The following is a 19,481-nucleotide window of genomic DNA, read 5'->3' as shown; positions in this document are numbered from 1 at the left end:
GGGTGCCGGATCAAGGCCCGGATTCGGGGTCCGGACCCGCCATGGGTGGCCAGAGGTGCGGATATGCCGCGCACCGATCCGGCCGTGACTGGAAGACTGCCGCCATGGGAACTGTCGCAATCCTCGGTGCCGGTGTGATGGGCGAGACGCTGCTCTCCGGGCTGATCCGGTCGGGCCGCAGCGCCGACGACCTCATCGTGACGGCTCGTCGGCCGGACCGCGCGGACGACCTGGCCCAGCGCTACGGCGTGCGGGCCATGTCCAACATCGAGGCGGCGGAAGCTGCCGACACCTTGGTTCTGGTGGTCAAGCCCCAGGACATGGGCGGCCTCGTCGAGGAGATCCGGGAGCACGTCTCGCCGGGCAACCTCGTCGTCAGCCTGGCCGCGGGGATCCCCACCCACTACCTCGAGAGCCGGCTGCCGGAGGGCGTCGCCGTCGTTCGGGTCATGCCCAACACCCCTGCCCTCGTCGACCAGGGGATGGCGGCCGTGAGCCCGGGCCGCAGCGCTGACCCTGCACACCTGGAGGAGGCCGCCGAGCTGCTGCGGTCGTGCGGTCGGGTGGTCCAGGTCGCCGAGAAGCACCAGGACGCCGTCACCGCCATCAGCGGCAGCGGCCCCGCCTACATCTTCTACGTCGTCGAGGCGATGATCGAGGCGGGCGTGGTGCTCGGCCTGCCCCGACCGACGGCCACCGAGCTCGTCGTCCAGACGCTGTTCGGCGCGGCGACGATGATGCGCGAGACCGGCCAGCACCCCACCGTGCTGCGCGAGCAGGTCACCTCGCCGGGCGGCACGACCGCCGCCGCGCTCCGCCAGCTCGACGACCACAAGGTGCGAGCTGCCTTCATCACCGCCATGGAGGCCGCCGCCAACCGCTCGCACGAGCTGGCTTCGGGCAATGACTGAGCGGGAGCTGACTGAGCGGGACGACACCGAGGCCCCGCTGGCACCGCCCTCGTTGACGGTGTGCCGCCTGGAGCCGTCGTTGTGGAAGGTCCAGCGGGGCGTGCGGCTGGCGATGCTGCTGGACACGCCGCGCGCCTACGGCAGCACCTTCGTCCGCGAGGTCGCCTTCCCTGACGAGCTGTGGGTCGAGCGGATGAAGGACAGTGCGGGGTGGCTGGCTTTCGAGGTCGACCAGCCTGTCGGAGCCGTCACGCTGTACCACGCACCCGACCAGCCCGAGGGTGAGGCGCACCTGGTGGCGATGTGGGTGGCCTCCCACGCGCGCGGTCGGGGCGTCGCGGACCGGCTCGTCGAGACGCTGCTGGACCACGCCCGCCAGACGGGTCTGCGTCGCGTCACGCTCGACGTCGCCGACGACAACAGCCGGGCCATCGGGTTCTACGAGCGCGCCGGGTTCACCCGCACCGGAAGGACCGGGGAGCTGCCGCACCAGCCCCAGGTGCGCGAGTTCGAGATGGAGTACCTGCTCAGGGATCTGGCAGCCGGCTCTGGGTGAACACTCAGCATTCCACCTGACCCAACCCCTGTGGATCGTGCGAGAGTGGGGGACATGAGCGACATCACCGTGCGGGCCCTGGGTGAGAACGAGTGGGAGCAGTACCGATCGGTTCGCCTCAACGCGCTGGAGGAATCGCCGGACGCGTTCGTGGCCACGGCCGACGAGGAACGCGGCTTCGAGGAGGACCTCTGGCGGGACCGGATGCGCCGGTCGCAGCGACTGATCGCCGAGCAGGACGGTGCGCCGGTCGGTGTCGCCAGCATCGGTCAGGCCCGACAGGACGGCGAGAAGGACAACGAGAGGGTCGCCGAGCTGTTCGGCCTCTGGGTGGCACCTGCCGCCCGCGGCACCGGTGTCGCGTCCCAGCTGGTCCAGGCCGGGGCGGACGCCGCCCGTCGGCAGGGGCGCAGCCACCTGGCCTACTGGGTCGGCGCCGACAACGGTCGCGCGGTGGCATTCGCCAGCGGCTTCGGCTTCCGGCCCACAGACAGCCGCCGACCGATGCGCGTCAAGGGTGAGGACGACGACGAGGACGAGGTCGCGATGGTCCTGCCCCTCGGTGAGGACCGGGGCGTCCCCCCGCTCTAGGCGGAGCTCCTCCAGGTTCAGGTCCGGGGACGCGCTACTGGCACGAGCCACGGGCAAGAGCCCCAGTCAGGAGCTACGGGCGTGAGGCGAGGCGGTCGAGCAGGTCGGTCGGGCCACTGACGATCAGAGTGTCGTGGGCGGTCACCTTGGTCTCGGGCACGGCATACGTGAAGTCGCTTCCCGGTGCCTTGACGCCCACCACGGTCACGCCGTACTTGCTGCGAATCGCGCTCTGCTGCAAGGTGAAACCGATGGCCTCCTGCGGCGGCTTCATCTTGACGATCGCGAACCCGTCGTCGAACTCTATGTAGTCCATCAGCTTGCCGTTGAGCAGGTGGGCGACCCGTCGTCCGCTGTCGACCTCCGGGGAGATGACGTGGTGGACGCCGATGCGCGACAGGATCCGGGCGTGCTCGGGCGAGAGCGCCTTGGCCCAGATCGTGGGGATCGCTGCGTCGACCAGGTTCATCGCGCACAGCACGGACGCCTCTACGGAGGACCCGATGCCGACGACGGCGATCTGGAAGCTGCGCGCCTTGAGGTTGGCGACCGACTGGGGCTGGGCCGCGTCGGCCTGGACGATGCGGGTCACCTTGCCGAGGAACGACTCGGCGAGCTGTGGGTCGCGCTCGACAGCCACGACGTGGTGTCCAAGCCGCTGCAGCTCGATCGCGACGGCTCCGCCGAACCGACCGAGGCCGATGACGAGGACGTCGTCCTCGTAGAGCTTCTTCGCCACTGCGGTCCTCCACGGCATCGGGGATGGGAGAACTCCCCACGCTAGCGCGTCCTGCAGGTGGGACCGTGCTGTCCGCGATCAGCCGCGGCCGGGTAGCGTCGGCCCCATGCCCTCACAGCTGCGGGTGGTCTGGGATCCCGGCTTCACCGCCTACAACTTCGGACCGGGTCATCCCATGAACCCGGTCCGCCTCGACCTCACGGCCCGACTGTGCGACGCGCTCGGCGTGTTCGACCCCGAGGACGTGGAGGTCTTCTCGCCGGAGGTCGCGACGGACGAGCTGCTGGCCACGGTGCACACGGCCGACTACGTCGCAGCGGTGAAGGCGGCGTCGTTGCAGCCCGAGTCCGCCGACACGGCATACGGGCTCGGCACCGACGACGACCCGGCCTTCCTCGGGATGCACGACGCGAGTGCGCGCGTGGTCGAGGGCACCCGACAGGTGTGCGCCGACGTCTGGGAGGGACGCACCCAGCACGGGGTGAACTTCTGCGGCGGGCTGCACCACGCGATGGCGGGCAACGCTGCTGGCTTCTGCATCTACAACGACATCGCCGTGGGCATCCAGTGGCTGCTCGACCACGGTGCCCGGCGCGTCGCCTACGTCGACATCGACGTGCACCACGGGGACGGCGTGGAGCGCATCTTCTGGGACGACCCGCGGGTGCTGACCATCTCCGTGCACGAGTCCGGTCGGGCGCTGTTTCCCGGCACCGGTTTCGCCGGTGACATCGGCGGCCCGAAGGCGCAGGGTGAGGCGGTCAACGTCGCGTTGCCACCCGGCACGGGGGACTCGGCCTGGCTGCGGGCGCTGCATGCCACGGCCCTGCCCCTGGTGCGGGCCTTCAAGCCGGACGTCCTTGTCACCCAGCACGGGTGCGACACCCACGCGCAGGACCCGCTGGCCCATCTGGCCATGTCGGTGGACGCCCAGCGGATGGCTGCCGACTCACTGCACCGGCTCTCCCACGAGGTGTGCGACGGCAGGTGGGTGGCGCTGGGCGGCGGCGGCTACGAGCTGGTCCAGGTGGTGCCGAGGACCTGGACGCACCTGACGGCCATCGCCGCGCACCGGCCGATCCCGCTGACCCAGCAGGTGCCGCAGGACTGGCTGGAGCACGTGCGCGAGGCGATCGGCCGCGAGGGTCCGCGCCGGATGGGCGAGCTCGACCCCGCGGCAGGTCCGATCTGGCACCAGCCCTGGGAGATGGGTTACAACCCCCACGACGACGTCGACCGGGCCATCATGGCGACCCGCGAGGCGGTCTTCGGGCTGCACGGACTGGACGTCTGGTTCGACTGAAGGCAAGTGACACCGCTGTGATTCGTCAAGGAGTTGCGGCGTGTCGACTGGACAAGTCCAAAGAGTTTTCCCCGTTGGCTTCCCCACGAGTCACATCAGCCCCTACAGTTCCTTCCACACGAGCGTAGAGGTCCGCCGGACGGGAAGCCGGCGATGCGCGCGTGTAGAAGATCGAGGTAAACATGTCCAACGAGCGACAGCTCGCCGAGGTGCGGTTCCTGACCGTTGCCGAGGTGGCCTCGATCATGCGCGTGTCGAAGATGACGGTGTACCGCATGGTGCACGCAGGAGAGCTTCCCGCCATTCGCGTGGGACGGTCCTTCCGGGTTCCGGAGGACGCCGTGCACAAGTACCTGCGCACGTCCTACGTCGACACCGCCTGATTGGTGCTGACCGCACGACGACAGGGTGGGCCGGGACGACAGTCCCGGCCCACCCTGTCCGTTGTCGGGGCGGTGTTCGAGGTGGCGGAGGTATGCCGGCGGGCTGGGCTGGGCTGGGCCCTGCGTGTGCACCCGACCCACCGGCATGCCGGTCAGCGGTTGTCGACCGCCGTCACGGCGACGGCGACGTTCGCGCCCGTGTAGAGGTGCGTCAGCAGGTAGACCGAGCCGGGCGGGATGACCGCTGACTCGTCGGCGGCCGCGGTGGCCACCGAACCCGTGAGCTGACAGGTGCTGTCGAGGAAGTACAGGTCCAGGTCGTGACCGACCGTGGCGTCGGCGTCGCTGGTGCCCTTGACGCTGACCGAGTGCAGCCCGTCAGAGAAGCCGAGCGGGAACTTGGTCACCCAGCCGTCGGCACCCTGGCTGGCCGGCGGGAACGTGCACGCGGTGTTCATCTCGGTGCCGGTGACACCGAAGACGTTCTGCAAACCGGTCGGGTCACCCGCAGCAGGGTTGGGAGCGGTGATCGTGCCCGAGTCGGTGAACGCCGGGTCCGGCGTGACCGTGCCGTTGGCGACGGTCGCCCCGGCGCCGAAGACCTCGATGTCCGCGACCTGGGCGGAGGTCGTCGTGTCGCCCTGCACCGAGTCGATGAAGAACCGGACGTAGCCCGCCTTGACCGGCTTGGCGAGCGAGAACGTCGCGAAGTTGAGGTCCGGTGCGGTGGGCCGCGGTGCGGCGTAGGCGAACCCGCCCGTCCGAGCAGTCGTCCAGCTGACCCCGTCGGTCGACGTCTGGACCGTGAAGTCCTTGAGCGCGACGAACCGTGAGGCGTTGGTGGCCTTGAACGCGCTGACGCGCAGGCTGCTCACCGTGGCGGCAGCCGCCAGCTTGACGGTGACGCGCTGGTCCGGACCGGCGTTGTATGCCGTGGTGCCGGGCTTCGTCGACCACACCGACGCTGCGGTGTCGTCGAAGGCGAACTTCGCGGGCGCACCGTCGTCCTCGCTGGACACGTCGACCACCTTGGCGCCGTCGGCCGTGGAGGCCAGGTTGGGCGCGAGCGTGATCGTCTTGGCCGTGTTGCGACCGGCAGTGACGGCGAAGGCGTCGATCGTCTGCACGCCGAACCCGGGCGCCTGGATGGTCAGCGAGTAAGTCCCGGCAACCGCCTTGACGCTGGCGCCACCGGCGGAGCCGGTGCGAGCCAGGGGAGTGACCCGAGCCTCGAACCGTCCGAGGATGACCTTGGCGTTGTTGATCGGCTGGCCGGTGGTCGCGTTGACCAGGGTGAGCGAGACGGTGCCGTTCTTCGCCGCCACGGGATGGTCGAAGCCGGGTGTGGGGTCGGTGTCGTCGCCCGTGTCGGAGTGGGCACTGGCGCCCGCGCCGCGCTTGGCGAAGACCGACCAGATGAGGTCGGTATTGTCGCCGTGGTAGCGGTCGAGGTCGGCCGACAGGATGCCGTCTCGCGCGTCGAGGAAGCTCGGGTCTGGCGCCGTCAGCGGCATGCCGTCGGTGATGAGGCGGGCGGCGACCTCGGCACCCTGGGTGGCGCCGTAGCGGGCCACCAGGGCCTTGCGCAGGTCCCACAGGGTGGCGGTCCAGATCTCGCCGTCGGCGTGCACCTCGGGACCGGTCAGGTCGTAGCCGATGTCGCCGAAGGTGGTCGGGTTCTGGTCGTAGTTCCAGTTGCGGATGCCGCGGGTCGGGTTGCCGGTGACGTAGTCGCCGACGATCGGCTTGGTGAGCAGCCCGGCGTTGAAGCCGTGGTTGAGGGCGTACCAGTCGGACCACCCCTCGCCCATCGAGCCCGCCTGCTGCGAGCCGAGGGCGCTGCCGCCCGCGACGTAGCGCGTCGAGAGGCCGTGGGTGTACTCGTGCTGGATGACGCTCATGTCGAACGAGCCGTCGCGGTAGGGGCCCTCGAAGGCGTCGTTGATCGGCTCCCAGAGGAACATGCCGCTCCACGGCGGGATGCCGTCGTCGAGGGTGAGCATGTAGGCGTTGTCGCGACCCGTGTAGGTCGGGTCGCCACCGGATGCGGCGCCGGCCTGGACCAGACCCCGGATCGGGTCACCGCCCATGCCACCGTTGCTGCCGTTGTCCAGCTGGAAGTTGCCGGCCGTCTCGGTGAACCCGAGCGCGTAGTACTCGTCGTGGATCCTGTTGTGCTGGAAGAACAAGTTGGTCGCCGCGGGGTTGAGGTCGGCGGCGTAGGACGGGGGAACGGTCTGGCCCCTGGTGGCCGCCCACTGGTTCGCGTAGGCATAGCTGAAGTTGCCGGTCGGGGCGACCGGGCGCGGGGCGTTGTCGACCGGCCCGATGTAGTTGGACCAGTTGGCGTAGGTGTCCGCGTTGTTGCCGTAGGTCGTGACGCCGGTGCCGACCAGGCCGGTGGGGTCGACCCAGCCCTTGGGCGACTGGGCGGTGACGCCGAACGACTGCTGACGAGGCTGGCCGCCCTTGGCTGCGCCCGGGTAGTTGTCGTAGACGGTGCCCTGCGGGTCACCCTCGAAGTCGACGACGGAGGTCCGGTAGAGGGTGCGCCCGGTGCTGCCGTCGACGACGATCTCCCAGGCCTCCTGCGGGCTCCTGATGAAGTAGACCTTGTAGGCCGCGACGGGTCCGGCCTTGGTCCCGAAGGTCACCTTCTTGACGTACGACGGGCCGCCGAAGGGGCCGTTCGCGTAGGTGGTGTAGCCGGCCTGGGTGCCGGTTGCCTTCGGCAGGTACGTCACGCCGGGCGCGAGCCCGCCGGCGACCTTGGTCAGTGCGGCTGCCGGGGCCAGTGCCCAGCCGCCAGTGAGGGTGCTCCCGGGAGTCGGGTCACCGGCATACGACAGGACCTTGCCGTCCTTGGCGACGGCCACGTTGAGGCGTCCGCCCCTGGCGGCGGGAACGCCGGCAGCGGTCTGGACGAAGCTCACGGTGTGTGTCCCGGTGCCGGGCAGGGCGTGGTCGCGGGTCACGGCGAGGGAGTCCACCTGGGCAGTGGTCAGGCCGAAAGCCGCTGCGTGGGAACGCAACCAGCCGCGAGCCACGTCGACACTCGACCCGCTGGCCGCTGCGCTGAGGTAGCCCGCACCGTGCACGGAGCGCAGCGTGCCGAAGCGCTCGTCCCAGGTGGCTCGGGCGCCGGCCCCGGATGCGGCGAGCAGGTCCTTGGCCGCCTCGCGAGCAGCTGCCGTCGGGACGACCGACTGCGTCACCGAGCGGGTGTCCAGGGTGGCCGCCAGGGAGTTCACTGCGTCACCCAGTGCGGGGAGGACGGGGGAGACGGGGTCGGCGGCGAAGGCGGTGGACAGGGGAAGGGCGGTCGCGGCGGCGGTGAGCAGGCACAGGCCGGCTCCCGCTCGTCTGCTCACAGAGGGCGTTCGGGACATGGGCGTGTGTCTCCCTGCGTCTGGCGGGCCTTGGAGGCCCGGACTGGCGTGACAACGAGGCAACGGCCGCGGGGGTTATCGGTGGCGGGTGGCGGACTGCCGTCCGGGGGTTGGCGGATCACCGTCATCGCGACCGGGTTTGGGTTGCGGGGCAGCGGGCCGCTAGAGTGACGCTCACAGTTCGGCGTGGTGCGTTGGTTCGTTGCCCCGTCCGGCAACACCGACCACGACCAAGAGGACACCATGGGCTCTGTCATCAAGAAGCGCCGCAAGCGCATGGCGAAGAAGAAGCACCGCAAGCTCCTTCGCAAGACGCGCCACCAGCGTCGCAACAAGAAGTGATCGAGGGCCCCCGCTGAGCGGGGGCCTTTTGTCTTGGGTGTCACCGTGTCTGTCGGGACTGCGGGTCCTCGTATGCCGGGTGGCCGGAAGTGTGACGAGGCACGCGTCCACGAGGTGGCGTCTCGGGCTCGACGGGACAGGGCTCTCGGTAGGGTTGGCACGGGTCGCGAGCCTCGCGACCACCGACCCACCGGGAGTGATCGTGGCTGATGTCGTCCTCGTGACGGGCGTCTCGCGCTATCTCGGCGGGCAGTTCGTCCGGGCCCTGACCCAGGACCCCACGATCAAGCGCGTGATCGGCGTCGACGTCATCCCGCCGCCGGGGGACATCGGCCGGGCCGAGTTCGTGCGAGCGGACATCCGCAACCCGATGATCGGCAAGATCATCGCGCAGTCCGAGGTCGACACCGTCGTGCACATGAACGTGATCGCGACGCCGACCCACGCCGGCGGCCGCACGTCGCAGAAGGAGATCAACGTCATCGGCACGATGCAGCTCCTCGCTGCGTGCCAGAAGGCGACCAGCATCAGGCGACTCGTCGTGAAGTCCTCTGCGGCCATCTACGGCTCCAGCCCGCGGGACCCTGCCATGTTCACCGAGGACATGGGTCCGAAATCGTTGCCCAGAGCCGGATTCGGCAAGGACTCGGTCGAGGTCGAGGGGTACGTCCGCGGGTTCTCGCGCCGCCGCCCCGACGTCGAGATCTCGATGCTGCGCTTTGCCAACATCATCGGTCGCGGCATCCGCACATCCCTCACCGACTACTTCGCCCTGCCCGTCGTGCCGGTGCCGCTCGGCTACGACGCGAGGCTGCAGTTCGTGCACGAGAGCGACGCCATCGGCTCGCTCCTGCTCGCCACGACCGGCCCGAGCACCGGCATCACCAACATCGCCGGCGATGGCGTCATCACGGTGGCGCAGGCAGCCGGCATGGCTGGTCGGCCGCTCATCCCGGTGCCGATGCCCGCCGCCGGGATCTTCGGCAACCTCGTCAAGCGTTCCGGCCTCGCCGACTTCAGCAGCGACCAGATCCAGTTCCTGGCCTACGGCCGAGGCCTGGACACCCGACGAATGCGTGAGGTGCTGGGCTTCGAGCCGGCCTACACGACCCGAACCGCCTTCGAGGACTACGCACAGGGGGTCGGCTCCGCGATCCCGGGGGCCGGGATCTTCGGGTCGGCCGTCACCGGCGCGGCGGGCAGTGCCGCCAGCGCGATCAGCCACGTGTGGGCTGCAGGGAGGAACGACTGATGCCTTCGACTTCTGGTGTGTCCACTTCTCGTGCGTCGACTTCCGGTGCATCACGTTCTGGTGCGTCGCGCGCCGGGGCAAAACCCGCAGGTGCCGCTCGCTCTGCGGCGAAGACCGCCAAGACCGCCAAGCCGGCGAAGCCCGTCAAGCCCGTCAAGAAGGGCGCGCTCGCGGCAGGAGCCGCGCGCGCCTCGGGTGAGCGCGCGAAGCGGCGCAGCACCCCGCTGATCGCCTCCGCAGCGGCTGCGGCACCTGTTGCGCCCGTCGTGCAGGCGGTCCCGGCAGCCGTGGCCGCTGCCCCCGATGCGTCGACCACGCCGTCCAGCGGCAAGCACCGTCCGCAGCCGGTGGCCAAGGTGGTCCCGACCCGCAAGGCCGTGGCCCGTTCCGGCTCCCGCACCACCAAGCCGGCGAAGCCGGCGCGCCCCGCGCGTGAGGGGACCGCTGTTGCCACGGCGAGCACCCGGCATACCGAGGCGGAGCCCAAGGTGCGCACCCTCAAGGCCGTCACCGACGAGACCGTCGTGCCGCTGGACGTAGCCGACCCGACCACCTCCCGCAGCATCGCCCCGGGCGTCGAGGAGCTGCTGACCGCGGGCATCGCCGCTGTGCGAGTCGCCTCCGAAGCCGCAGGGATCTCCTCGGACGACGTGGAACGCCACATCGCGTCGCTGCTGTCGTTCGTCCGACGGCGGGTGACCGGCGACTACACCGTCGACGAGTTCGGCTTCGACGAGGACTTCACCCGGCACTTCTACCTGCCCGTGCTGCGTCCGCTCTACAAGTCCTGGTTCCGGGTCGAGGTGCGCGGGATCGAGAACATCCCCGCCGAGGGTGGCGGCCTGGTCGTCGCCAACCACTCCGGCACGGTCGCGATGGACTCGCTGATGACCCAGGTGGCGGTCCACGACGAGCACCCGGCACACCGGCACCTGCGGATGCTCGGGGCCGACCTGGTCTTCCAGACGCCCGTCATCGGACAGGTCGCGCGCAAGTCCGGCTCGACGCTGGCCGCCAACCCCGATGCCGAGCGGCTGCTGTCCAGCGGCGAGCTCGCAGGAGTGTGGCCGGAAGGCTTCAAGGGAGTCGGCAAGCCGTTCAGCGAGCGCTACAAGCTGCAGCGGTTCGGGCGGGGCGGCTTCGTCTCCGCCGCGCTCAAGACGGGTGCGCCGATCATCCCGTGCTCCATCGTGGGAGCCGAGGAGATCTACCCGATCATCGGCAACATGAAGACGGTGGCCCGACTGCTCGGCGCTCCCTACGCCCCGATCACCCCAACCTGGCCGCTGCTCGGTCCGCTGGGCCTGATCCCGTTGCCCAGCAAGTGGATCATCGAGTTCGGCTCACCCGTGGAGACCGCGGACCTCGGCCCCAACGCGGCCGACGACCCGATGCTCGTCTTCGACCTCACCGACCAGGTGCGCGAGACGATCCAGCAGACCCTCTACTCGCTGCTCATGCAGCGACGCTCCGTCTTCTTCTGACCCGCTGCTCGCGACGGCTGACCCGCTGCTCGCGACGGCCGGACAGCGGCTCAGGGCAGATGGACGGTGGCACCCGGCAGGGTGACCGGGCCGAGCGTGCTGCTGGGAAGCGTGGCGCCCGCTCCACCGGTGCCGAGGGTGACCGTGGGCAATGGCACGGTGGCCGTGGCCGACGGGACGACCGGCACCGAAACGCTCAGGGTCGGCAGGCCGACCGATGCGCCGGACGTCGACAGGCTGGCGCCGCCACCGCTGCCTCCGACGACTGCACCGGAGCTGCCCGCACCCGGCAGCCCGACGCCGCCACCGGGTGCGGTGACGGCGGTGCTGGGCACGGTGACCCCACCTGCGCCCGTGGTGGCTGACCCGGACGGACCGGTCGTGGTTCCGGACGCGGGTAGCGACGCCGGGCCGAGCGTCGAGGAGAGGTTGCCTGTGCACGCGCTGCCGCAGGCGGCAATCCGTCGCGAGGTGCTCACCTGCGTGTCACGCAGCAGGGCCTCGAGCTCGCCGAGCTTCGGCAGGGAGGCGGGCGGCACGTCGGCGCGCAGTGCGTCGATCTGCGGCAGGGCGCGTGCGGTGAAGTCGCGCATGGCGAGCAGCGCCTGGGGGTTGCCCGTCGCGGCATACGAGGTGTCGAGGGCCTGGCGCCCCTTGCGGACCGAGTCGATGGCTCCGTCCAGGGCGACGTTGATGTCGCCGGCGTCCTCGCGGTCCTGGCCGGAGAGCTCGCGCGCGTCGGAGATGTGGCCCTGGGCCTGGTCCAGGTAGGTCCGGCCGCGGTCGAGGTCGTTGTCGGCAAGCCGGACGGCCACGCCGTCGAGCCAGCCCTTCACGGGGTAGAGGGCGTCCCCGGGGACGGCGCTGCGCGAGACGGCGCCGACGATGCCGCCCACGAGGAGCACCGAGGCGGTTGCACCGGCGAGCAGGCGGGGGAGCCCGCGGCCCACGACGACAACCACGGGAGTGGTCCTCGAGGCGGCGCGGCGGGCGGCTGCCGCCTTGGCTGCGACCGGGCTGGGTGCGGGCATCCGCGCGGCCTCGGCCATCAGTCGCTCGCGGAGGGTCGCGACGAAGGCGGCGTCCGGCGCGGGCATGGCCGGGACGAGCTCCACCAGGTGGCGGCTCGTCTCGACGAGCTCGACGAGGTGCTCGTCGGTGATGCGCTCGCCGCCGAGAGCGCGCTGGAAACGGTCCGCCGAACGGTTCAGTACTGGCATGCCGGCTTCTCCCTCCCCAGCCCTGCGTTGATCCCTGGGTAGAACCCTGCGTTGAACCCAGTCACGGTGTGTCGTGCTGAGAACGAGCCGCGATCCCGGAAGTTACGCGTCGGCACGTAGCGATACCCACAGATTTCGGACCGGACGTCAGAGGTCGACATCGGCGAGCTCCCGGTGCAGGGCACGGACGGCGCGGAGCTGGAGCTGCTTGACGGCGCCCTCGGACTTGCCGAGGACCTTGGCCGTCTCGGCGAGGGTGAGTCCCTGGAGGAACCGCAGCACGACGCACTCGGCCTGTTCCGGCTTGAGCCCCTTGACCGCTTCGAGCAGTCGCTGGTTGCGCAGGCGGGCGAGCACCTCGTTGTCGGGAGCGGCCTCGACGCGGGGGTCGGCGTCGAGCATGTCGGCGGTGGTGACCTCCATGCGGAACCGCGCCGACTTCGCGTTGTCGGTGATCAGGTTGCGGGCGATGGTGATGAACCAGGCCGCGATGTCGCGTCCCTGCCAGGAGAACGAGTCCATCCGGCGCAGCGCGCGCAGGAACGTCTCCGACGTGATGTCCTCGGCGAGCTGCTTGCCCCCCACCCGCACGTAGACGTAGCGGTAGACGACGTCGACGTAGCGCTCGTAGATCATCCCGAACGCCTCGGCGTCGCCACGCTGGGCGAGCTCGACCAGCGCCAAGATCCGCTCGAAGTCCTGGGGTGCCCCGCCCGGCTCGAAGCCCGCCCGTGCGGCTGAACCGCCACTGGCATCTCCGTGGCCGCCCGACAGCGTTCCCGCGTCGCCGGCGAGGCTCAGCACCACCCGCAGCCTGTCCAGGAAGTCGGCAGTCGCCGCGCCCATGCCGTGGTCGCCGGCGGTGGTGTACCCCGTCGCGTAACCCACTGCCGGTCGGCTCGTTGCCCAGACAGGAGCCCCGTGGGCAGCCTGAGGGACCGCGAGTCGTCTCGCGGCGCTGCGTAGTGCACGAATCCGGATAGGAGCCTCCTGACCGGACAGTTTCCCCGATATCGGGCTGTTTGTCAGGGACACGTGTCAGGAGACCTACGGCACACCGAGGGGTATGCCGCCGTCCCCGGCGCGTCCCCGGCGCGTTCCCGCGCGTTCCCGCGCGTTACCGCCTGTTTGCGGCCAGTTGCGGGTCCGCGCGACCCAAGGCGGTGCCGAGCCGCCTAGCGCGAGCGGCGTCGCGAAGCCGCCGCCGCGAGGGCGCCGGCGAGCGCGGTGGCCCCGACCGCCTGGACGCCGAGCTTGGCCGCCCGACGGCCGGTCCGGTAGTCCCGGATGGTCCAGCCGTGCGCCTTCGCGTGGTCACGCAGGGCGCTGTCCGGGTTGATCGCGCACGGGTGGCCCACGAGCGACAGCATGGGGATGTCGTTGGCCGAGTCGGAGTACGCCGAGCAACTGCTGAGGTCGAACCCACGCTCGGCAGCCAGCGCCTCGATCGCGGTGGCCTTGGCGGCGCCGTGCAGCGGTTCGCCCGAGAGCCGACCCGTGTAGATCCCGTCGACCGACTCCGCGACGGTGCCGAGCGCCCCAGTGAGGCCGAGCCGGTCGGCGATCACCTGCGCGACCTCAACTGGCGTCGCGGTGACGAGCCAGACCTCCTGACCCTCGTCGAGGTGCATCCGGGTCAGCGCCTGGGTGCCCGGCCAGATCTTGTCGTGCATCGCCTCGTCGAAGATCTCCTCGCCGATGACGCCGATCTCGGCCACCGAGTGGCCGGCGATGAAGCCGAGCGCCTGCTCGCGGATCTTCTCGACGTGGTCGAGGCTCTCGCCGAGGGCGGCGAACCGGACCTGCTTCCAGGCCATCGAGCTCACGTCGCGCACCGTGAAGAAGTCGCGCCGCCACAGGCCGAGCGCCAGGTGCCAGATGCTCGCCCCCCGCATCACGGTGTTGTCGACATCGAAGAAGGCGGCAGCGGCCGGGTCCCGCGGGACGGCGAGCGCCTGGTCCAGCTCGCTCGCCCGGTCGGTCATGTCGGCCAGCCTAGGGCGGCGCCGGGGACGCTATGCACTGCCCCTGAGGGTGGGGCAGCGCATAGCGTGGCCTGCTCCTGCCCGTCCCGGCTGCCCTCGAAGGTGACCACCCGGCATACCCTGCTGGTGTGTCTGGACTCGCCACGCCCGCCCCGCGCATCACCCTGGTGAGCAAACCGGGCTGCCATCTGTGCGAGGAGGCGCGAGCCGTCATCGAGCGGGTCGCCGCCGACCTCGGGGTGGGCTGGGTCGAGCGGTCGATCGAGGACGACCCGACCCTCAAGGAGCAGTACTGGGAGCAGATCCCGGTGACCTTCGTCGACGGGCGCCAGCACGACTACTGGCGGGTCGACGAACACCGGCTGAGGGCCGCACTGGGCGGCTGACCCGGGGCCCTTCGGGAGCCGCCACAGGAGCACGAGGTGACGTGGCTCACGTGCTTCGTGAGACGGCCGCTTGTGACTTTGTGCATCCGTTCACAAAAGCGTAATCTGCAAAGGCTCCCGTCCGCCCCAGCCAGGCGTGGACTGCCAGTGATGAGAAGGAGCCGGAGAAGACTGTGTCTGCCGACCCGAGCGCCCGTCGGGGTATTCCCGACGCCACGGTCGCACGGCTACCCGAATACCTCCGTGCCCTGACCGGCTTCGCGGAGCGCGGGATCACCTCGGTGTCCTCCGAGGAGCTGGCCGCCGCTGCGGGGGTTCGCAGCGCCAAGCTCCGCAAGGACCTGTCCCACCTCGGCTCCTATGGCGTACGTGGTGTCGGCTACGAGGTGGACCATCTCGCCTACCAGATCTCCCGCGAGCTCGGCCTCACCCAGGACTGGCCCGTCGCCATCATCGGGATGGGCAACCTCGGCCACGCGCTCGCGGCCTACAGCGGTTTCGCCACGCGTGGCTTCCGGGTCGTCGCTCTGCTCGACCAGGACTCGCACCTGCTCGGGCAGGAGATCGCGGGCATCACCGTGCAGCCCATGGACGCCCTCACGTCGCTGGCCGAGCAGGGCCTGGCCATCGGTGTCATCGCCACGCCCGCCGCCTCCGCCCAGGACGTCTGCGACCAGCTCGTGGCCGTCGGGGTGCGCTCCATCCTCAACTTCGCTCCGTGCGTGCTCGTCGTCCCCGAGGACGTCGACGTCCGCAAGGTCGACCTCTCCACCGAGCTGCAGATCCTCGCCTTCCACGAGCAGCGCAGGGCGCTCGCGGCCGAGGGGGCGCTCGAGCACGTCACGCTCGAGCCGATCAACAGTGCGGTCGGCCGATGAGCCTGGTCATCCTGGGGCTGTCCCACCACACCGCGCCCCTGCCGCTGCTGGAGGCGATGTCGCTCGACGCCGACGGTCGGCGTGCGCTCGCCGCCAGCCTCACCGGGCGTGACAACCTCTCCGAGGCGCTGGTGGTCTCCACCTGCAACCGCACCGAGGTCTACGCCGAGTCGATGACCTTCCACGGCGCGGTCACCGACATCGCCGACGCCCTCACCGAGGTCACCGGCGTGAGTCGCGAGGAGCTGCGCGCGCACCTCTACGTGCACTACGAGGACCGGGCCATCGCGCACGCGTTCACGGTCGCCTGCGGGCTGGACTCGATGGCGGTCGGCGAGGCCCAGATCCTCGGCCAGATGCGCACCGCCCTGCGCGAGTCGCAGAAGTCCGGCCACGCCGGTCCTGCCCTCAACACGCTGTTCCAGCAGGCCCTGCGGGTCGGCAAGCGGGCCCACACCGAGACCGGGATCGACGCGGTCAGCGTCTCCCTCGTCGAGGCCGGCCTGGCCCGTGCCGAGCGGGAGCTCGGATCGCTGCGCGACCTCAAGGTTCTCGTCGTGGGTGCGGGCGGCATGAGCTCGCTGGCCGCCACGACCGTCGCGCGTCGCGGCGCGGCCAACCTCACCATCGTCAACCGGACGGTGGCCAAGGCGCTGCGCCTCGCCGAGCGCACCGGTGGCACCGCCCGCCCGCTCGATGAGCTGTCCACCGCGCTCGCAGGCGCCGACGTCGTCATCTCGTGCACCGGGTCGACGGGTGTCGTCGTCGACCTCACCACCGCCGGCGACGCGCAGGTCGCCCGAGCAGGTCGCCCGCAGGTCTACATCGACCTCGCGCTGCCCCACGACGTCACCCCCGAGGTTGCCTCCCTGAGCGGGGTCACCCTCGCGGGTCTCGGCGCGCTCGGCGAGGAGCTCTCGGGTGGCCAGACCCCGCCGCAGGTGCGGGAGGTGGCGGACCTCGTCATCGGTGAGGTGGCGGCATACCTCACCTCGCGCGCGGCGGAGTCCGTCGCCCCGACGGTCGCCGCGCTGCGTTCGCACGCGGCCGACGTCGTCGCCGGTGAGCTCAACCGGCTCGACCAGCGGCTCCCCGACCTCGACGAGGTGGCGCGGGCCGAGGTCCAGCTCGCCGTGCACCGCATCGTCGAGAAGCTGCTGCACACCCCGACCATCCGGGTGAAGGAACGCGCCGTGGGCGGCCAGGGCGCTGACTACGCGCAGGCCCTGCGTGAGCTGTTCGACCTGCGTCCCGGCGAAGCCGCCACCGCGTCCGTGCCACCACCAGAGCGTGGAGGTATGCCGTGACCGCACCTGCCGCTGCGCCCCTCACCCTGCGTCTGGGCACCCGCCGCAGCGCCCTGGCCACCACCCAGTCGACCTGGGTGGCGGACCTGCTGCGCGCCCGTGGCCACGTCGTCGAGCTCGTCGAGATCGTCACCGAGGGCGACACCTCGACCGCCTCGCTCTCCTCGATCGGCGGGACCGGCGTGTTCGCCGCCGCGCTGCGACGGGCCCTGCTCGCGGGTGAGGTCGACCTGGCCGTGCACTCGCTCAAGGACCTGCCGACCACGCCCGAACCCGGCCTGGTCATCGCAGCCGTCCCGGTCCGTGAGGACCCGCGCGACGTGCTCGTGTCCTCCGGCCACCGCACCCTGGGTGAGCTCGGTGACGGCGCTGTGGTCGGCACCGGTTCGCCGCGCCGCGTCGCACAGCTCGCCGCGCTAGGACTCGGCCTGTCGTTCAAGGACATCCGCGGCAACGTCGACACCAGGATCGGCCTGGTCAGGGACGGCGCGCTCGACGGCGTGGTGCTGGCCCGTGCCGGCCTCGCCCGGCTCGGGCGGCTGGCCGACGTCGCCGAGGCGATCGACCCGCTCCAGATGCTGCCGGCCCCCGGCCAGGGCGCCCTGGCCGTCGAGTGCCGCTCCGACGACGAGACCACCCGCGCTGCGCTGGCGGTCCTCGACGACCCTGACACCCGCGCCTGCGTCACCGCCGAGCGTGCGGTCCTCGCCGCCCTCGAAGCCGGTTGCTCCGCGCCGGTCGGAGCCCTGGCCGAGATCGTCGAGGGCGAGGACGGCATCGAGCTGTCTCTGCGCGCCTTCGTCGGTGCCGTCGACGGCTCGTTCGACCTGCGCCGCTCCCTCGTGGGCGGTGTCGACGACGCCGAGGCCCTCGGCCGCCGGCTCGCGGCAGTCCTCCTCGAGGACGGCGGCGACCTGTTGCGCGGTCCTGAGGAGCGCCCACCAGCCGCACCACCGATGCCGTCCGGCGACGGTCCGGCGAGCCGCGTCCCCGAGGCGCCGCCGCCAGAGCCAGCCGAGGCGACCGGAGCCGATCCGCTCGCCGCCCTCGACCGCAGCACCGACCGCATACCCGAACACGACAGCACGGAGCGTGCACTGTGAGCCCCACGCGCTCGACCACCGCCACCACCTCAACCACCACCTCCTCGACCGCTCGTCAGAGCCGGGTCCCCGGACGCGTCGCCTTCGTCGGCGCGGGTCCCGGCGACTCCGGTCTCATGACGGTGCGCTCCCTGGAGTTCCTCGCTGCAGCCGACGTGGTCGTCATCGACCAGGTGGCCCGCGAGGACGTCGTCGCCCGCTACTGCCGCGCGGACGTCGAGATCGTCGACGCCGGTCACGGCGAGCACGGCCAGCCGCTGACCCACGCGATGCGGGCCAAGCTCGTCGTCAAGGCGGCCAAGTCCGCGCCCGGCGGCCTAGTCGTCCGGCTCATGGACGGCGACCCGGCCACCTTCAACGGCCTCGCCGAGGAAGCCCTCGCGTGCCAGAAGGCCGGCATCGGGTTCGACATCGTCCCCGGTGTCAGCGCCGTCTCGGCCGTCCCGGCCTACGCGGGCATCCCGCTGACGTCGAGCAGCTCGCCGGCCGTGCACGTGATCTCGGCCAACGACCGGCACGTCGACTGGTCGGCCTCGGTGGCCGACTCGGTCACGGTCGTCCTGCTGGGCCAGCCCGATGACCTCGGTCCCGCGCTCGCCAAGCTGTTGGCAGCAGGTCGGTCCGCCGACAGCCCGGTGGCGCTCACCGAGCGTGGTACGACCATCCGCCAGGCCACCCGCGTCACGACGCTCGGCGAGGTCGCCAAGGTCATGAAGACCCTGGAGTTCCCGGCCCTGGCCGTCGTGGGCACCACCGTGGCGCTGCGCGAGAGCCTGTCCTGGTTCGAGACCAAGCCGCTGTTCGGCTGGAACGTCCTGGTGCCCCGCACCAAGGAGCAGTCCGGGTCGACCATCGCCCGCCTCGAGTCCTTTGGCGCGACCGCTGAGGTCGTCCCGACGATCTCGGTCGAGCCGCCCCGGACGCCGCAGCAGATGGAGCGCGCGGTCAAGGGCCTGGTCACCGGTCGCTACGAGTGGATCGGGTTCACCTCGGTCAACGCCGTGAAGGCCGTCCGCGAGAAGTTCGAGGAGTTCGGGCTCGACGCCCGGGCCTTCGCCGGGCTCAAGATCGCCGCCGTCGGTGGCGTCACCGCCGCGGCACTGCGCGAGTGGGGCATCGTGCCCGACCTGGTGCCGTCCGGTGAGATGTCCGCCAAGGGGCTGCTCGAGGACTGGCCGCCGTTCGACGAGGTGCTCGACCCGATCAACCGGGTCTTCCTGCCTCGTGCCGACATCGCGACCGACACCCTCGTCGCCGGCCTGCAGAAGATGGGCTGGGAGGTGGACGACGTCACGGCATACCGCACCGTGCGTGCCGCTCCGCCGGCCGCCCACATCCGCGAGGCCATCAAGGGTGGCCAGTTCGACGCGGCGGTCTTCACGTCGTCCTCGACGGTGCGCAACCTGGTCGGCATCGCCGGCAAGCCGCACCCGTCCACCGTGATCGCCTGCATCGGGCCGGCGACCGCCAAGACGGCTGAGGAGCACGGCCTGCGGGTCGACGTGCTGGCTCCCGAGGCGTCGTCCGACTCGCTGATCGACGCGCTGGCCGACTACGGCCTGGGGCTGGCCGCTGCTGCGGCCGAGGCCGGCGAGCCGGTGGTTCGTCCCAGCGCCAAGAAGTCCGCGTCGCGCCGTCGGGCCAAGTAGTGG

General features: G+C 70.9%; 18 protein-coding genes. 13 read left to right on the top strand and 5 right to left on the bottom strand.

What is annotated here, in order from left to right; translation table 11 throughout:
• The first annotated feature begins 104 nt into the window (after positions 1-104).
• From proC to EAH86_RS14670, 3 genes are read left to right on the top strand one after another with little or no spacing between them, the layout of a single operon-like run.
• Entirely contained in the window at positions 105-911 is an 807-nt protein-coding gene (gene proC, locus EAH86_RS14680; protein WP_140742072.1) for a pyrroline-5-carboxylate reductase, read from the top strand.
• Positions 904-1,467, top strand: coding sequence for a GNAT family N-acetyltransferase (locus tag EAH86_RS14675; RefSeq protein ID WP_140742070.1), 564 nt, complete (start codon positions 904-906; stop codon positions 1,465-1,467). The genes proC and EAH86_RS14675 overlap by 8 nt, the downstream gene beginning before the upstream one ends.
• A 54-nt stretch (positions 1,468-1,521) precedes the next feature.
• The gene (locus EAH86_RS14670) at positions 1,522-2,058 is read left to right on the top strand and encodes a GNAT family N-acetyltransferase (protein WP_140742068.1); all 537 of its coding nucleotides are present in this window, start codon (positions 1,522-1,524) and stop codon (positions 2,056-2,058) included.
• Between the two features lie 73 nt (positions 2,059-2,131).
• Here the strand turns inward: EAH86_RS14670 and EAH86_RS14665 are convergent, their stop codons facing one another.
• Entirely contained in the window at positions 2,132-2,815 is a 684-nt protein-coding gene (locus tag EAH86_RS14665; RefSeq protein ID WP_140742066.1) for a potassium channel family protein, read from the bottom strand.
• An 88-nt stretch (positions 2,816-2,903) separates the two neighbouring features.
• Here EAH86_RS14665 and EAH86_RS14660 point away from each other — a divergent pair, with 88 nt between their 5' ends.
• Together EAH86_RS14660 and EAH86_RS14655 are read left to right on the top strand one after the other, a co-directional pair.
• Complete coding sequence (locus tag EAH86_RS14660) at positions 2,904-4,100, top strand: acetoin utilization protein AcuC (protein ID WP_140742064.1); 1,197 nt, start codon at positions 2,904-2,906, stop codon at positions 4,098-4,100.
• Positions 4,101-4,282: 182 nt separating this feature from the next.
• Positions 4,283-4,483 (top strand): helix-turn-helix domain-containing protein, encoded by a 201-nt coding sequence (locus EAH86_RS14655; protein WP_056915613.1) that lies wholly within the window; start codon positions 4,283-4,285, stop codon positions 4,481-4,483.
• Between the two features lie 152 nt (positions 4,484-4,635).
• Here EAH86_RS14655 and EAH86_RS14650 read toward each other — a convergent pair whose 3' ends face one another.
• Positions 4,636-7,872: a M36 family metallopeptidase gene (locus EAH86_RS14650; protein WP_140742062.1), complete on the bottom strand. Its 3,237-nt coding sequence runs from the start codon at positions 7,870-7,872 to the stop codon at positions 4,636-4,638.
• A 243-nt stretch (positions 7,873-8,115) separates the two neighbouring features.
• Here EAH86_RS14650 and EAH86_RS14645 point away from each other — a divergent pair, with 243 nt between their 5' ends.
• The 3 genes from EAH86_RS14645 to EAH86_RS14635 all read left to right on the top strand — a co-directional run bounded on the left by EAH86_RS14645 (position 8,116) and on the right by EAH86_RS14635 (position 10,950).
• On the top strand, positions 8,116-8,214 hold the full coding sequence (locus tag EAH86_RS14645) for a 30S ribosomal protein bS22 (RefSeq protein ID WP_003792170.1): 99 nt from the start codon (positions 8,116-8,118) through the stop codon (positions 8,212-8,214).
• Between the two features lie 202 nt (positions 8,215-8,416).
• The gene (locus EAH86_RS14640; protein ID WP_140742060.1) at positions 8,417-9,466 is read left to right on the top strand and encodes an SDR family oxidoreductase; all 1,050 of its coding nucleotides are present in this window, start codon (positions 8,417-8,419) and stop codon (positions 9,464-9,466) included.
• The gene (locus tag EAH86_RS14635) at positions 9,466-10,950 is read left to right on the top strand and encodes a lysophospholipid acyltransferase family protein (RefSeq protein ID WP_140742058.1); all 1,485 of its coding nucleotides are present in this window, start codon (positions 9,466-9,468) and stop codon (positions 10,948-10,950) included. Before EAH86_RS14640 ends, EAH86_RS14635 begins: the two co-directional genes overlap by 1 nt.
• 50 nt (positions 10,951-11,000) lie before the next feature.
• Here EAH86_RS14635 and EAH86_RS14630 read toward each other — a convergent pair whose 3' ends face one another.
• From EAH86_RS14630 to EAH86_RS14620, 3 genes are all read right to left on the bottom strand, one after another.
• A complete protein-coding gene (locus tag EAH86_RS14630) occupies positions 11,001-12,170 on the bottom strand; it encodes a hypothetical protein (protein WP_140742056.1) in 1,170 nt (389 codons plus the stop codon).
• Positions 12,171-12,317: 147 nt separating this feature from the next.
• On the bottom strand, positions 12,318-13,058 hold the full coding sequence (locus tag EAH86_RS14625; protein WP_241668385.1) for a sigma-70 family RNA polymerase sigma factor: 741 nt from the start codon (positions 13,056-13,058) through the stop codon (positions 12,318-12,320).
• Positions 13,059-13,345: 287 nt separating this feature from the next.
• On the bottom strand, positions 13,346-14,155 hold the full coding sequence (locus tag EAH86_RS14620) for an HAD family hydrolase (RefSeq protein ID WP_140742054.1): 810 nt from the start codon (positions 14,153-14,155) through the stop codon (positions 13,346-13,348).
• Between the two features lie 128 nt (positions 14,156-14,283).
• On the opposite strand from EAH86_RS14620, the gene EAH86_RS14615 reads away from it, so the two are divergent.
• The 5 genes from EAH86_RS14615 (at position 14,284) to EAH86_RS14595 (ending at position 19,478) form a co-directional block, all read left to right on the top strand.
• The gene (locus tag EAH86_RS14615; protein WP_140742052.1) at positions 14,284-14,541 is read left to right on the top strand and encodes a glutaredoxin family protein; all 258 of its coding nucleotides are present in this window, start codon (positions 14,284-14,286) and stop codon (positions 14,539-14,541) included.
• 173 nt (positions 14,542-14,714) lie between these two features.
• Positions 14,715-15,419, top strand: a complete 705-nt coding sequence (locus tag EAH86_RS14610) for a redox-sensing transcriptional repressor Rex (RefSeq protein WP_140742050.1) — start codon at positions 14,715-14,717, stop codon at positions 15,417-15,419.
• Positions 15,416-16,726 carry a glutamyl-tRNA reductase gene (locus EAH86_RS14605; RefSeq protein WP_140742048.1) on the top strand — a complete coding sequence of 437 codons (1,311 nt, stop codon included), beginning with the start codon at positions 15,416-15,418 and terminating at the stop codon, positions 16,724-16,726. Before EAH86_RS14610 ends, EAH86_RS14605 begins: the two co-directional genes overlap by 4 nt.
• Positions 16,723-17,829, top strand: coding sequence for a hydroxymethylbilane synthase (gene hemC / locus EAH86_RS14600; RefSeq protein WP_140742046.1), 1,107 nt, complete (start codon positions 16,723-16,725; stop codon positions 17,827-17,829). Before EAH86_RS14605 ends, hemC begins: the two co-directional genes overlap by 4 nt.
• Positions 17,826-19,478, top strand: coding sequence for a uroporphyrinogen-III synthase (locus EAH86_RS14595; protein WP_140742044.1), 1,653 nt, complete (start codon positions 17,826-17,828; stop codon positions 19,476-19,478). Before hemC ends, EAH86_RS14595 begins: the two co-directional genes overlap by 4 nt.
• Positions 19,479-19,481: the final 3 nt, after the last annotated feature.

Origin of the sequence: Pedococcus bigeumensis (assembly GCF_006438965.1) — a bacterium.
Taxonomy (GTDB): domain Bacteria; phylum Actinomycetota; class Actinomycetes; order Actinomycetales; family Dermatophilaceae; genus Pedococcus; species Pedococcus bigeumensis_A.
This window is presented reverse-complemented; position numbering and strand designations above follow the sequence as displayed.

What these genes read in the sequence shown, in the direction of transcription:
- EAH86_RS14655 (WP_056915613.1), top strand. Translation starts at nt 4,283, where the DNA reads ATGTCCAACGAGCGACAGCTCGCCGAGGTGCGGTTCCTGACCGTTGCC.
- EAH86_RS14670 (WP_140742068.1), top strand. Translation starts at nt 1,522, where the DNA reads ATGAGCGACATCACCGTGCGGGCCCTGGGTGAGAACGAGTGGGAGCAG.
- EAH86_RS14675 (WP_140742070.1), top strand. Translation starts at nt 904, where the DNA reads ATGACTGAGCGGGAGCTGACTGAGCGGGACGACACCGAGGCCCCGCTG.
- EAH86_RS14665 (WP_140742066.1), bottom strand. Translation starts at nt 2,815, where the DNA reads ATGCCGTGGAGGACCGCAGTGGCGAAGAAGCTCTACGAGGACGACGTC.
- EAH86_RS14635 (WP_140742058.1), top strand. Translation starts at nt 9,466, where the DNA reads ATGCCTTCGACTTCTGGTGTGTCCACTTCTCGTGCGTCGACTTCCGGT.
- proC (WP_140742072.1), top strand. Translation starts at nt 105, where the DNA reads ATGGGAACTGTCGCAATCCTCGGTGCCGGTGTGATGGGCGAGACGCTG.
- EAH86_RS14645 (WP_003792170.1), top strand. Translation starts at nt 8,116, where the DNA reads ATGGGCTCTGTCATCAAGAAGCGCCGCAAGCGCATGGCGAAGAAGAAG.
- EAH86_RS14650 (WP_140742062.1), bottom strand. Translation starts at nt 7,872, where the DNA reads ATGTCCCGAACGCCCTCTGTGAGCAGACGAGCGGGAGCCGGCCTGTGC.
- EAH86_RS14620 (WP_140742054.1), bottom strand. Translation starts at nt 14,155, where the DNA reads ATGACCGACCGGGCGAGCGAGCTGGACCAGGCGCTCGCCGTCCCGCGG.
- EAH86_RS14605 (WP_140742048.1), top strand. Translation starts at nt 15,416, where the DNA reads ATGAGCCTGGTCATCCTGGGGCTGTCCCACCACACCGCGCCCCTGCCG.
- EAH86_RS14630 (WP_140742056.1), bottom strand. Translation starts at nt 12,170, where the DNA reads ATGCCAGTACTGAACCGTTCGGCGGACCGTTTCCAGCGCGCTCTCGGC.
- EAH86_RS14660 (WP_140742064.1), top strand. Translation starts at nt 2,904, where the DNA reads ATGCCCTCACAGCTGCGGGTGGTCTGGGATCCCGGCTTCACCGCCTAC.